12 protein-coding genes, 1 pseudogene and 1 riboswitch are annotated in these 13,070 nt (G+C 39.3%); of the genes and pseudogenes, 3 read left to right on the forward strand and 10 right to left on the reverse strand.

Going from position 1 to position 13,070, the window contains the following annotated elements:
• Positions 1-142: 142 nt before the first annotated feature.
• Positions 143-322 (forward strand): annotated as a pseudogene (locus tag MTCD1_RS21485) (Nif3-like dinuclear metal center hexameric protein); the annotation flags it as partial.
• Positions 323-363: 41 nt separating this feature from the next.
• Here MTCD1_RS21485 and MTCD1_RS12620 read toward each other — a convergent pair.
• Positions 364-1,128, reverse strand: a complete 765-nt coding sequence (locus tag MTCD1_RS12620) for an ElyC/SanA/YdcF family protein (RefSeq protein WP_057181299.1) — start codon at positions 1,126-1,128, stop codon at positions 364-366.
• A 166-nt stretch (positions 1,129-1,294) separates the two neighbouring features.
• Positions 1,295-1,516, forward strand: a riboswitch (Lysine riboswitch).
• 172 nt (positions 1,517-1,688) lie between these two features.
• Here MTCD1_RS12620 and lysC point away from each other — a divergent pair.
• On the forward strand, positions 1,689-3,059 hold the full coding sequence (lysC, locus tag MTCD1_RS12625) for a lysine-sensitive aspartokinase 3 (RefSeq protein WP_197410278.1): 1,371 nt from the start codon (positions 1,689-1,691) through the stop codon (positions 3,057-3,059).
• A gap of 97 nt (positions 3,060-3,156) precedes the next feature.
• Here lysC and MTCD1_RS12630 read toward each other — a convergent pair whose 3' ends face one another.
• Both MTCD1_RS12630 and MTCD1_RS12635 read right to left on the reverse strand, forming a co-directional pair.
• A complete protein-coding gene (locus tag MTCD1_RS12630; RefSeq protein ID WP_057181298.1) occupies positions 3,157-3,588 on the reverse strand; it encodes a MarR family winged helix-turn-helix transcriptional regulator in 432 nt (143 codons plus the stop codon).
• Between the two features lie 9 nt (positions 3,589-3,597).
• Positions 3,598-4,098, reverse strand: a complete 501-nt coding sequence (locus MTCD1_RS12635) for a glutathione peroxidase (protein WP_057181297.1) — start codon at positions 4,096-4,098, stop codon at positions 3,598-3,600.
• Positions 4,099-4,310: 212 nt separating this feature from the next.
• Between MTCD1_RS12635 and MTCD1_RS12640 the strand changes: the two genes are divergently transcribed.
• Complete coding sequence (locus MTCD1_RS12640; protein ID WP_057181296.1) at positions 4,311-5,174, forward strand: NAD(P)-dependent oxidoreductase; 864 nt, start codon at positions 4,311-4,313, stop codon at positions 5,172-5,174.
• A gap of 76 nt (positions 5,175-5,250) precedes the next feature.
• On the opposite strand, the gene sbcB is transcribed toward MTCD1_RS12640, so the two are convergent.
• The 7 genes from sbcB to nuoI form a co-directional block, all read right to left on the reverse strand.
• The gene (gene sbcB / locus MTCD1_RS12645; RefSeq protein ID WP_057181295.1) at positions 5,251-6,696 is read right to left on the reverse strand and encodes an exodeoxyribonuclease I; all 1,446 of its coding nucleotides are present in this window, start codon (positions 6,694-6,696) and stop codon (positions 5,251-5,253) included.
• Between the two features lie 197 nt (positions 6,697-6,893).
• Complete coding sequence (locus MTCD1_RS12650) at positions 6,894-8,321, reverse strand: NADH-quinone oxidoreductase subunit N (RefSeq protein WP_057181294.1); 1,428 nt, start codon at positions 8,319-8,321, stop codon at positions 6,894-6,896.
• The gene (locus tag MTCD1_RS12655) at positions 8,318-9,820 is read right to left on the reverse strand and encodes a complex I subunit 4 family protein (protein ID WP_057181293.1); all 1,503 of its coding nucleotides are present in this window, start codon (positions 9,818-9,820) and stop codon (positions 8,318-8,320) included. Before MTCD1_RS12655 ends, MTCD1_RS12650 begins: the two co-directional genes overlap by 4 nt.
• Complete coding sequence (gene nuoL / locus MTCD1_RS12660) at positions 9,817-11,661, reverse strand: NADH-quinone oxidoreductase subunit L (RefSeq protein ID WP_057181292.1); 1,845 nt, start codon at positions 11,659-11,661, stop codon at positions 9,817-9,819. Before nuoL ends, MTCD1_RS12655 begins: the two co-directional genes overlap by 4 nt.
• A 1-nt stretch (position 11,662) precedes the next feature.
• Entirely contained in the window at positions 11,663-11,977 is a 315-nt protein-coding gene (gene nuoK / locus MTCD1_RS12665) for an NADH-quinone oxidoreductase subunit NuoK (protein WP_057181291.1), read from the reverse strand.
• Positions 11,974-12,534: an NADH-quinone oxidoreductase subunit J family protein gene (locus MTCD1_RS12670; protein WP_197410277.1), complete on the reverse strand. Its 561-nt coding sequence runs from the start codon at positions 12,532-12,534 to the stop codon at positions 11,974-11,976. Before MTCD1_RS12670 ends, nuoK begins: the two co-directional genes overlap by 4 nt.
• 19 nt (positions 12,535-12,553) lie before the next feature.
• Positions 12,554-13,069 carry an NADH-quinone oxidoreductase subunit NuoI gene (gene nuoI, locus MTCD1_RS12675; protein ID WP_057181290.1) on the reverse strand — a complete coding sequence of 172 codons (516 nt, stop codon included), beginning with the start codon at positions 13,067-13,069 and terminating at the stop codon, positions 12,554-12,556.
• Position 13,070: the final 1 nt, after the last annotated feature.

Consider the following 13,070-nt stretch of genomic DNA (forward strand, 5'->3'; position numbering starts at 1 on the left):
ATGCCACTGAGCGTTACGGCATAAAGGCGTTAGGTGAGCATTTGGCCAAGGAGCATGGTCTTGAAGTGCTATTTGTTGATATTGATAATCCCGTTTAAGGTTTGCTGGACTCAACTCAACTCAATAGCAGCAACTATCTAACGGGAAAGGGTCTGAGCAAACCAGCCGTATTAGCCATATTATTGCTCATCAGATGGATATTCACTGCTTTGCGGCCGGTCACTATGCCACTGAGCGTTACGGCATAAAGGCGTTAGGTGAGCATTTGGCCAAGGAGCATGGTCTTGAAGTGCTATTTGTTGATATTGATAATCCCGTTTAGTAGCTAACAACAGGCTAGTTGCCGTTTTATAATGTAGTTTCCTAATTAAACAGCGACTTAAACCATTGCACTAATAATCCTAAACTTTCATACCAGGCAATAGTGCTCTGCTGTAATTTTTTACTGTCCGGTACATAATATACCCAGCTTTTGCTACTGTCTGGATTTTTAACCCAGTAACCTGTGGGTGCCGCAATAGGGTAAATACCTTGTGCCTGAAAGTAATTCATCGCTCTAGGCATATGGTTGGCATTGGTCACCAGTATTATTTTTGTACCTTGCACCCTAGGCGCAATCAGCTCTGCTTCTTCTTCAGTATCCTTGGGGAAGTTCTCCGTAATAATTTTTTGTGCCGGCACACCTAAAAGTATCAATGATTGCTTGACGGTTTCAGCATTTGATACCGGGTTATGGCCACCATAGCCAGAAGTGATTATTCTTGCTTCAGGGTGCAATTGATATAGTCGCAAGGCTTCAACCATGCGCTGTAATGAACAAGTACCTAGTTGGCTGGTAACCGGTAAATTGCTATTGTTAGTATGGCGACAACCTAGCACGACAATATAATCGATACTGTCATTGCTGCTAACATAAGCAGGGTAATCATTTTCAATCGCGGTCATAACTGTATCAGAAAAGGGTGGAAAAGCGCTGATCAGTAAAATAAAAATGGCCGCCGATAAGCTTTTTATGCTTTTTTTGGGGTTTCTCCCATGAAGAAAGAGGGCAAAAACAAGTAATAACAGCACTATATTAATAGGCATGATTAAGACAGTGATGATCTTTTTAAGGAGAAATAAATCCATGATTTTGTTAACTTACCGACAACATTGATATAAAACTACTATATCAAGTATTGTGCTAAAGTTCTTGTTGAAAAAATGTCCATTGGCAAAAAAACTGTTGCAATAATAGCCAAAATAGGGTCTAATATGGCGTATTGCGGTTTAGGGTTAATACTCTATATTTCAACACACCAGAAGAGGTGCGAAACTGAGGTAGAAAACGTGAGGAACCACACTTCCTATGACCGTTTTCGAGGGACGTTATCGCCGAGAGTATTTGATGGTGGGCTTAAATACTCGGTCACTAAGGTTGAATCCTTAGGGCTGTCACCTGACGTATTTGTTAAATATAACCTAGTTTATTAGGCATTATTAGCATTAAGTAAAAGGGTGGAGAGCTTCTGGCTGAAAAAGTTTCGTCTCATTTTCCGTTTATGAGCTGGGTCTGCTAACAAGGCAGAATACCCCATGCGCTAACTACTCAGTCACGCTCTTCCAATCGCTAGTTTACTCAATTATTAATTCAGTAAAGAGTTCCGCAAAAGCTCGGTAACTAGCTAGTGTTTTTAGGGGAGAAATTTGTGAATCTAGTACAATCTATATCATCATTAACCGTAGCCAAGTTTGGCGGCACCAGTGTTGCCGATTTCCAAGCCATGCTGCGTTGCGCAAATATTATTAAAAATGATACCAATAATCGCTTAGTGGTTGTTTCCGCCAGTGCTGGCGTAACCAACTATTTGGTGCGCTTAAGTCAGGAAAATGTTGCTGTTGATGAGCAAAAAGACATTGTGGAAAATATTCGTACCATTCAAGTTAATATTACCCAGCACCTAGCCAAGGACGTTGCCAGTGAGCTTAATCAAGAAATAAATAGCTTGCTTGATGAATTAACCCAGCAGGCTTTAACACAATCACTACAATTTAGCCGTAAAACTACCGATGCGATCCTTGCCTTTGGTGAGCAATTAAGCTCACGTGTTTTTACCCAAGTTCTCCAGTCGATTAACGTAGCGGCTGAGTATTTTAATGTTCAACAAGTGATGAAAACCAATAGTTTATATGGTAAAGCTGTGGTTGATATCAAGCTGCTGGCAACACAAAGTGCACAATTATTAGTACCTAAACTTCATGATAAAGTTATTGTGACCCAAGGATTTATTGGTCAAGATAGTCAAGGCCATACCACTACGCTAGGGCGAGGCGGTTCAGATTATTCAGCCGCATTACTGGCTGAAGCGATAAATGCCGATAATTTGTCTATTTGGACCGATGTAGAGGGTATTTTTACTACCGACCCACGTATTACCGATCAAGCTAGAGCGATTAAAGAAATTAGTTTTGGTGAAGCGGCCGAAATGGCAACCTTTGGCGCTAAAATATTACATCCAGCGACCCTTATTCCGGCCATGCGTTGTAATATCCCTGTTTTTGTCGGCTCAAGTAAAGAGCCGGAAAAGGGTGGTACGCAAATTAAGCAAAAAGTCGACTCCAACCCTACCTATCGTTCAATCGCTTTGCGACGTGAGCAAACCTTAGTGACGGTAAAAAGTCCTGCTATGTTACATGCCAGTGGTTTTTTAGCGAAAGTATTTACTGTGTTAGCAAAACATGACCTGAGTGTTGATTTAATCACTACCAGTGAGATCAGTGTTGCCTTAACCTTTGATAACCCAAGTGGCTCAACACAATCATTAATTACCAATGCAGTTGTTACTGAATTAGAACAGCTTTGTGAAGTGAGTGTCGAGCATGGCTTATCACTTGTTGCGGTTATTGGTAATGGTTTAACGTCTGCGAAAGGTATAGGACAAAGCATTTTTCAAACGATAAATGATATCAATATTCGTTTGATTTGCCATGGCGCTAGTGCCAATAATATATGCTTTTTAGTTGCTGAAGCTGATGCCAATTCTGTGGTTGAGAAATTGCATAATAGCTTGTTTTCCTAAACTATAAATTAATAACACCTTATTTAGCCCAAAGCTTATGTTAACAGCCTTGGGCTATACATAACGCAACCCGCCTAATTACTTAAAGGTTCAGCGTTTAATTAGCTATATTCTCAATAAGCTGATCAAGTGTCAGGTTTAATGCTTGCAGTTTTTCGGCAGACAAGCCAGTCACAGCAAACATTTTAGCGGGAATATGTTCGGCGCTTTGTTGCAAGTCAATGCCTGCTTGAGTGAGCTTGATAAGCACTATTCGTTCATCTTTTGTCTGACGTTCTCGCTTGATAAGCGCTTGCTTTTCCATACGTTTTAATAATGGCGAAAGGGTGCCTGAATCTAAATCAAGCTGACCGCCTAAGTCTTTAACCGAAATCCCCTGTCGATATTGCCATAACACCATCATGACTAAATATTGCGGATAGGTTAACGCTAACTCTTTTAATAGCGGAGCATAAAGGCGGCACATTAATTTATTCAAACTATACAGGCGAAAACACAATTGCTTTTCTAGCTGTAAATTATTACTCATTGCTTATTCTCAATTAGTTTTCAGCGGCACTGACAATAACTTTTCAATATCAGCGGTTATTGCTTCAGGTTTAGTTGTTGGTGCATAACGTTGTACAACTTCACCTTGGCGATTAACTAAAAATTTAGTGAAGTTCCATTTAATTGATGTAGAGCCGAGGATGCCAGGCGCTTGTTGTTTTAAATAGTTAAATAGTGGGTGAGCGTTATTACCGTTGACCTCTATTTTATTAAATAAAGGAAATTTAATGTTGAAGTGTAAATCACAAAACTGCTGAATTTCTTCATTACTACCACTTTCTTGGTGCTTAAATTGGTTACAAGGAAAGGCCAAAACTTCAAAACCCTTTGTTTGAAAAGTATCATGCAGTGTTTGTAAACCCTGATATTGTGGGGTGAAACCACATTTGCTGGCAGTATTAACGATAAGTAATACTTTATCACTAAACTGAGTTAAATCAGTCGTTTCTTGTTTATTGTTCTCAACTGAAAATTGATAAATATTACTCATATTCGTTATCTCCTAAAGATAAAATAGCAAGCTAGTTTGACTAAGCAAGCGGTCGCTATTATAGCGATAATTTTAATTTTGCACTATTTGATTGCGTACAACTCAATTGGGATTATAGATGAAAACTGCTGGTTTGCAAAGATGCTAGAGCAAAATAGTAAACTATCGTAAACTGACGCTATTGAATGAATTAATCAGTTAAAGGTTGGCATATGAAAGTAGCGTTTATTGGTCTAGGTGTCATGGGCTACCCCATGGCGGGACATTTGCAACAAGCGGGTCATCAAGTTTGTGTTTATAACCGGAATCACGATAAAGCCCTGGCTTGGCAGCAAGAGTTTGACGGTGATATTGCGACAACACCGGCATTGGCTGTGAATGATTGTGAAATTGCCTTTTGTTGCGTCGGCAATGATGATGATGTTCGTCAAGTTGCTTTAGGTGTAGATGGCATTTTTGCTGGTCTAGCTAAAGAGAGTATATTTGTCGATCATACTACGGCTTCGGCGGAGCTAGCGCGTGAATTAGCGGCTATTGCCAAAGAACAAGATAAGTTCTTTCTCGATGCGCCAGTTTCTGGTGGTCAAGCGGGGGCGGAAAATGGCATTCTTACGGTAATGGTTGGTGGCGATGAAAAGGTATTTGATAAAGCTGAGCCGGTAATGGCGGCTTTTGCTCGTTTCAGTCAATTGATGGGAGCCGTTGGCTCAGGTCAATTAGCCAAAATGGTCAATCAAATTTGTTTTGTTAATACCGTACAGGGTTTGGCCGAAGGCTTAAATTTTGCACAAAAAGCAGGCTTGGATACCGATAAATTACTGGCAACTATTGGTCAAGGCGCTGCTGGCTCTTGGCAAATGGATAATCGTGGTAAAACAATGTGCGCGCGTGAATTTGATTTCGGCTTTGCTGTTGACTGGGTCAGAAAAGACCTAGCCATTGCTTTTGCCGAAGCTGAAAAACTAGGTGCTGACTTAACGGTGACTAAGCAACTGGATGGCTACTACCAAGAAATTCAAGACAGTGGCGGTAACCGCTGGGATAGCTCGAGTTTAATTTCTCGCTTTAAACGCTAAAGCCTCAGCTTACTTAACACTAGCTTATTTAAAAGGCGCTTAATTGCGCCTGTTAATATTAATATTAAGATGACTTTTATCCTTGTACATATTCATATAATGCTTTGAGTACCGACATCTTAGCTTTATCTTTTTCATGCTCGTGCGCTAAATTTTCAATCTTCATCATAAATTCATCCAGTGACAAAATACCTTTACCACCGTATTGCATTTTATTTTGGCAGTAATCCTGCCATTTTTGTTGCTCACTTGTAGATAAAGTGAGTGGGAAGTTTCTCGCTCGATAACGAAATAACAACACGCCTAAACGCTCATCTTGAAATTCAAACGGATGGTTCGCTAATTGCTCTGGCGTTAAACCGCGCAAAATATCCATTTGCGCTTTATCGCTATGGCTAAAGAACTTACCGCCATATAATGCTTGCTCGGCATCTACGTCAGTATTATCAAAATCAGAGCTGGCAAAAACATCACTGAGCTTATCTCTCAGTTCAGCATGCTTTTTTAATAACGCTAAATTTTCTAAACAAAAATCCCTTGGTATGGCCAAACGCTCGGCATTTTCAGGTAATAGGGTTTTTGCAGGTGCGATCATCGGACATTTATTTACATGAATAAGTTTAACCGGAATAGGCTTTTCGTCCGGCGCTAACTCATCATGACGGGTATATAAACGCGCTTTTATTTCTTCACTGCTAAGTGTTAATAAAGGTGTAATATCTTGGGCCAAATCGACACAAATTACCGCGTTTTTATTCGTGGGATGATAAATTATCGGTGCAAACCAACTGGTACAACCGTGTGCCGAGGATATTTTACTTGAGGTATGGACAATGGGGGTCATGTCTGCGGTATTGATCAAATCTTTAACGTGATTTTTATTTTTTAAGTTAAAAATAAACTCATAGAGTTTCGGCTGTTTTTCTTTGATCAACTTTGCCATAGCAATAGTGGCGTAAACATCACTCATGGCGTCATGGGCAGACTCATGACTAATACCATTGGCTTTGGTTAATAACTCTAAGCGAAAACTAACAACTTCTTCGCCGTCGCGATCAACGGTTGGCCAGTTAATACCTTCAGGGCGTAGGGCATAAGTGGCCCGCACCATATCGATAATATCCCAGCGGCTATTGCCATTTTGCCATTCACGCGCATAAGGGTCGTAAAAGTTACGGTAAAATAAATAGCGAGTAACTTCATCATCAAAGCGAATATTGTTATAGCCAGCGACACAAGTATTAGGCGCTGAAAATAATTCATGTATGCGCGCAGCAAATTCTGCTTCGGTTAGCCCTTCACGTTGTGCTTTTTGCGGCGTTATACCGGTAATTAAACAAGCTTCCGGGTGTGGCAGGTAATCAACCGGCGGTTGACAATAAAACATTTCTGGCTTGCCAATAATGTTTAACTCGAGATCGGTACGAATGCCGGCAAATTGAGAAGGCTTATCAAACTTTGGCGATATACCCCAGGTTTCATAATCGTGCCAAAGAATTGAGGGCTGTTCGGTGTTGTTCATTAATGTGAGCTCTTATTTTTTAGTTCTTTAAATCAAGGTGTTTAGTCTAGTTGTTAGTTGTTTTACGCATTTTGGAACGATTACTTTTCAATATTTTACCATGATAAACCATCTCGTATTGCATTGGCACGATATCCTGATATTTCCTGGTTAAAAACATGTGAGCGTTAGTAAAATTGCGCTTACAGCTGAGCATTTTAACCTGATATTTGTTGAATAAATTGACTTAAAGATGAAGGGAATACACCGAAACCTATCACTAAAAATAATATAAGTATATTAAGTGATAGGCTACTGCCAGATGAATTAATTTCCTTTAATTTTAATTCATCTGCGGGGGTTTTTAACATCGCCATAATCACTCTTAAATAATAGAATAAGCCAATAATACTGCTGAGCACTAACGCAGATAATACCAGCCATAATTGTTGACTGACCGCAGCCATGACCAAATAGAATTTCGCCATAAAACCTAAGGTTAAGGGGATACCCGCTAAGGAAAGCATTAATAGCATTAACGTGATGGCGATAACAGGGTGATGCCAGAATAAACCGGCTAAATCATCGAGTGTTTTTATTTTTGGCAATTGCATAAAGATAGAAAAAACACCGACTAGGGTAAATAAATAGGCCACTAAATAAAAAAACAGGGTTTGCGTATTAAAGCTTTGGCTGGAAAATTCAATGGCATTGTTATTGATTAATAACAACACTATTAATAAATAACCAAAGTGTGCGATAGAAGAGTACGCCATTAAACGTAACAGATTTTTTTGTAATAAGCCTAAGAAGTTACCGATAAACATAGAGGCAATCGCTACCATAGATAAAATATCTATAATGATTGGATATTGTTGCCAATGTCCTAAAGTGACTAAGCGCCATAATATAATGAACGCCGCTAACTTTGATAAAGTTGCTAACATAGCCGCAGTCACCAGCGGTGCACCTTCAAATAAGTCAGCAACCCATAAATGACAGGGCACTAAAGAAAGTTTAAAAAATAGCCCGGTAAAAATAAAAATGATCGCCGTTATAATAGCCCACGGAGGTAAAATTTGGCTCGAAGTATTTGGCATCAAGTTTGAAAAAGATAAAGAGCCAAATTGAAGATATAAAATAGCCGCGCCCATTAAAATAAAGGCGGAAGCGAGGGCTGATAAAATTAAATATTTAATGCCAGCTTCTTGTGCTTTTTGATCCGGGCCACAATAAGCAATCAAGCCAATAAACGACAGGCTCATTAATTCTAAGCCGAGAAAAAAACTGGCAAAATGATTACTCGAAACCATGATCAAGCCACCGATGGTGGTGAATAAAAACAGTAAATAATATTCTTCTTTTTGCTCGTTTATGGTTTTAAGCCAATGATAAAGTTGCGCCCAAATTAAGCCGACCACCATTAATAATAACAGCGAGACAAAGCTTGTTTGGGCATTCAAAACAAATAAAACATCGCTAGTATCAGCATGATTTTGTAAAAATAACTGCGTTAATAAGGCAAGAAATAAGCTGAGTCCTGAAATTAAATAGCTGGTGATATGGCTTCTTTTAAAGCACAGCTGAATTAATATCATCAAGGCACCACACATTAAAATGAATGCAGGGTAATAATTTACATTCATAATAAAGCTCCAATATCAGCGGCTATAAAGTTCAGTTTCATCAAGGTAATCGGCACCAAATCAAAAAATGGTTGCGGGTGTAAGCCTAAATAAATGAGAATAAAACACATAGAGATAAGGGTGCACCACTCTTTGGTATTGGTGTCGGTTATTTTACTGTCGTGTGGACGCTTTATTGGCCCAAAAAAGGTTTTATAAATTAATAATAATGAATACACCGCCGCTAAAATCAAACCTGATGCGGCAAATATGGTCAGTATAGGGTATTGCTCAAAACTGCCCACTAATATCAAAAATTCAGCAACAAAGTTGCCCAAACCTGGCATGCCTAAAGAAGCAATGCCAAAAAACAAGCCAAAAGCACTGAGCTTAGGTAAATTAAGCCATAAGCCGCCTAGCTTATTGAGATCTCTGGTGTGGTATCTATGTTGTATCATGCCAACCAAAACAAATAATGCTGAGGTACTGATGCCATGGGCTAACATTTGCATAATTGCCCCTTGCAGGGCATAAATATTTAAAGCAAAACAGCCTAATAAGACAAAGCCCATATGACTGACACTTGAATAGGCCACTAAACGTTTTAAGTCAGTTTGTACAAAAGCCATCATAGCGCCATAGATGATGCCAATTACGCCTAACAACATCATAAAGGGCGCGAGTTGTATCGATGCCTGTGGAAATAACGGCAGCACAAATCGAATAATGCCATAACCACCGGTTTTTAATAATACTGCTGCGAGTATGACACTGGCGGCGGTGGGGGCTTGAGTATGAGCATCGGCTAACCAAGAATGAAAAGGTAAAGCCGGTAATTTTACTAAGAATGCGATGGTAAAGCCCAGTGCGACCCAAAATGCTAAGTCACCGCTAATGGGGTTTTGTATTAAAATAAGGTAGTCAAAGGTTAATATTCCTGTTTGCTGGTAGTGAATACCCACTAGTGCGCATAGGCTTATTAGCATTAATAATCCACCCGCTTGAGTGAAGATAAAAAACTTAACTGCCGCATAGTGGCGCTGTTCATAGCCCCAAATTGAGATCAAAAAGTACATAGGTACTAACATAACTTCCCAAAAAACAAAAAATAGAAACAGGTCAATTGCTAAAAATACGCCTATGACACCGGCCAAGGTCCAAAGTAGGTTTAAATAAAATAGCCCTGTTCGTTTGGTAATTTCATGCCAAGCTGAAGACAGGGCGACTAAGCCCATTAACAGCGTCAGTAAAATCAATAATAAACTCAGGCCATCTAGTGCTAAATGGGCGTTGATATTAAAGAATGGTATCCAAGGATAAGATTCATCTATAAGCCACTGTGAGTTCGGTAATGAACTGGCATCAAACGGCATGCTACTAAGTAAAGGAATTAAAGGTAACCAGCACAGAAGTAAAGATAACAAAGCAATTTTTTTGGGTAAATCAGCGTCAAACCTTTCGCTATACCAAGCAAGTAGTCCGCCCAATAAAGGCATTAATAAAAGTATAAATAAGGTCATAGCATTAACTCCCCACTGATAAACCAGGCAAAGGCTAAAATACAAAATAGGATCAGGCTGGCGTTGTAACGTCTTAATTGTCCATTTTGAAATTTGCTAAAAACCATATGTAATCTACCACTGGTTTTTTCTATTAAACGATAAAATAAATCAATAAAATCATCTTTGTTTACTTGGCATAAAGTGTTAAATGGCGAGACAATAATTGTTTGATAAAGGCGATCAAAGGCCCAACCACTTTTAACTAACTGATGGACACCTTGCATAAAAGCAGGTACTGGTTTGCCAAAACGTTTTGTTTTGAACAGCCACCACGCCAATGAAATAGCAATAAAGGGTAAAATAATAGGCAACCAATGTTGTAAAGTGCTTAAGCCGTCAGTATCTAGTTGCGGCATTAAGCTTTTTAAGCCTTCAGGATGTATGCCACCAAATAATGACAAGACCGATAAAATAACCAATGCTAGGCTCATCGACTTTGTTGGCCTTGCATTAGGTGATAACTGTGTTTGACCTAAAAACACGACAAAAAACAATCTAGCACTATAAAATGCCGTGATAAAGGCGCCTAATACTGCCGCCCACCATAATCCGCTATGACCAGAAGCAATTACTTGCGCTAAGATTAATTCTTTACTGAAAAATCCGGCAGTGAAGGGTAACGAAGCCAATGCAGCACAGCCAATGGCAAATGACACCGCTACAACAGGAAGCTTTTTAAGTAAACCGCCCATTTTAAAAATATTATGTTCATGGTGTAAGCTATAAATAAGCGCGCCGGCGGCTAAAAAGAGTAGAGCTTTAAAAAACGCATGGGTCATTAAGTGAAAAACGGCACTGGCCCCTGCGCCAACACCTAACGCTAAAAACATATAGCCTAATTGACTAATCGTTGAATAAGCTAAAATGCGTTTTAAATCAGTTTGCACCATAGCAGCGCTGGCACCGAGCAATAAAGTGAAAGTGCCAATAAGGGCAACGAGATATAGCACATCGGGTGCAAGTTGAAATAATTGACTATTGCGTGCTATCAAATAAATTCCGGCGGTAACCATAGTAGCGGCATGGATCAAGGCACTAACAGGCGTGGGGCCTGCCATCGCATCGGGTAACCAGTTTTGTAAAGGTAACTGCGCTGATTTGCCCACCGCGCCAGCTAATAATAATAAGCAGCATAAGCTTGCCATGGTATTGTTATCATTGTTAAGTGACCAAACAGCGTGGGCTTTAATTTGAATTTCTTGTATATCTAATGTGCCCAATTGGGTGAACAATAAAAATAAGCCAATAGCCATGGCGGTATCGCCAATTCTGGTCATTAAAAAGGCTTTATTGGCCGCTAAGTTATTTTTTCGATCTTGATACCAAAAGCCAATGAGTAAGTAGCTACATAAACCAACACCTTCCCAACCTAAATACAGCAGTAAAAGATTATCCGCGAGTACTAAAAATAGCATGGCAGAAACAAATAAATTCAAATAAGTGAAATAGCGTTTTAAATCATTATCTTGGTACATAAACCCAGTTGAATACAGATGTATTAACGCACCCACGCCCGATACAATGGTGATCATCACCAAAGATAAGGGATCTAAATATAAACCAAAGTTTATCTTTAATTGGGCAATGTTAATCCAAGTGCCTAAACTGGCAGTAAGAACAAAATCGCTTTGTTGCCAAAATATAACATTAAAAAATAAGCTGATTAAAGCAACGCTGGCAACAGAGCCTACCGCGAAAATTGAGATCCATAATTTAGGTAACTTGGAAAATAATAAAATAAGGGCACTAAAAAGTGGTAGCAGTGGCACAAGCGCTAATAAACTTGCATATTCCGTCATATTAATCCCTTAACTTATTGAGTTTATCTATATCTAAGTGATGATGTTGACGGTACATATGGACCACTAAACTTAATCCAACGGCAATCTCAGATGCCGCTAAGGTCAGTATTAACAAATACATTATTTGGCCATCACTATTTGCTATCGAAGCCGAGTGATAGCGACTGGCCGCAATAAACAAGATGACGACCGCATTTAACATTAACTCTAAAGAAATCAAGATAAATAACAGGTTTCGTCTAGCAAGAACGCCAAAAAGTCCAATAACAAATAAACTTAAACTGAGCATGAAAACCCAAGAAATAGGGATCATAAATTATCTGCCTTTGTTTTTATCTCACTAGTGACTGGGCTTTTACTGATATGAATGGCGGTGATCAAGGCACTAAGCAGCATTAAAGCGCTGATCACCACGAGCAACGAATACGGGCCATATAATTGTGTACCTATATCTTTCACGGTGATAATTGCGGATGATGGCGCCGTTACCCTACTGTTAGCGCTATCAGTAGGCGTCAAAAATAACATGAAAATCAATTCAAAAAATAGCATGCTAGATAAAAATAAAGCGGTTATTGAGGTGGAAAAGTGAAATAAATGTCGCTCTTGCGCTAAAGATTTTTCGCCCTGATGCAGCATCATGGTGACAAAGATAAACAACACCATAATGGCACCCGCATAGATAATAATTTGCAAAGCGGCGGCAAATGAGGCGCCTAAAATAAAAAATATTAAAGAAACGGCTAACATAGTGATCACTAAATATAACAAGGCATGTACGACGTTATGCGCAGTGATAGTTAACAGCGCACTGATTAAAATAATGGCCGCAGTAATAATGAAAATGGTGTTTAACATATTATCTAACATAACAAGTAAACCTTTTATTTCAGGGTAGTAAACTTTTAATATCTATCGGAGGTGCTTCGTTATTTGCTTGCCCTTTGGCTTTTCCTTCAATGGCTTTACCACACACCTGATAAAAATTGTAATCACGATATTTTCCAGGTCCGTTAATCAATAAATGTTCTTTTTCGTATACTAGGTTTTGCCTATCATATTCAGCCATTTCAAAATCGGGAGTTAGTTGTATGGCGTGTGTTGGGCAGGCTTCTTCACAAAAGCCACACATAATGCACCGTGAAAAATTTATCCTGAATGTTTTAGCTTGCCAACGGCCACCTTGAGTTTCATCTTTTTCAACAAAAATACAATCAACAGGGCAGGCTACAGAACACAGGTTACAGGCGACACAGCGTTCATCGCCATTCGGATCGCGCGTTAACACGATACGACCTCTATACCTGGGTGATAAATAGGGCTGTTGCTCTGGATATTGCACCGTGTCAGCTTTAGTAAAAGTATGTTTGAGTACTTTTAATAAGGTTCTAATTTGGCTCATCATA

The sequence above is a fragment of the Colwellia marinimaniae genome (assembly GCF_002207865.1).
In the GTDB taxonomy this organism is placed as follows: domain Bacteria; phylum Pseudomonadota; class Gammaproteobacteria; order Enterobacterales; family Alteromonadaceae; genus Colwellia; species Colwellia marinimaniae.

Coding starts and splice junctions, on each gene's coding strand:
- MTCD1_RS12620 (WP_057181299.1), bottom strand. CDS start 1,128: ATGGATTTATTTCTCCTTAAAAAGATCATCACTGTCTTAATCATGCCT.
- MTCD1_RS12630 (WP_057181298.1), bottom strand. CDS start 3,588: ATGAGTAATAATTTACAGCTAGAAAAGCAATTGTGTTTTCGCCTGTAT.
- MTCD1_RS12635 (WP_057181297.1), bottom strand. CDS start 4,098: ATGAGTAATATTTATCAATTTTCAGTTGAGAACAATAAACAAGAAACG.
- MTCD1_RS12640 (WP_057181296.1), top strand. CDS start 4,311: ATGAAAGTAGCGTTTATTGGTCTAGGTGTCATGGGCTACCCCATGGCG.
- sbcB (WP_057181295.1), bottom strand. CDS start 6,696: ATGAACAACACCGAACAGCCCTCAATTCTTTGGCACGATTATGAAACC.
- MTCD1_RS12650 (WP_057181294.1), bottom strand. CDS start 8,321: ATGAATGTAAATTATTACCCTGCATTCATTTTAATGTGTGGTGCCTTG.
- MTCD1_RS12655 (WP_057181293.1), bottom strand. CDS start 9,820: ATGACCTTATTTATACTTTTATTAATGCCTTTATTGGGCGGACTACTT.
- nuoL (WP_057181292.1), bottom strand. CDS start 11,661: ATGACGGAATATGCAAGTTTATTAGCGCTTGTGCCACTGCTACCACTT.
- nuoK (WP_057181291.1), bottom strand. CDS start 11,977: ATGATCCCTATTTCTTGGGTTTTCATGCTCAGTTTAAGTTTATTTGTT.
- MTCD1_RS12670 (WP_197410277.1), bottom strand. CDS start 12,534: ATGTTAGATAATATGTTAAACACCATTTTCATTATTACTGCGGCCATT.
- nuoI (WP_057181290.1), bottom strand. CDS start 13,069: ATGATGAGCCAAATTAGAACCTTATTAAAAGTACTCAAACATACTTTT.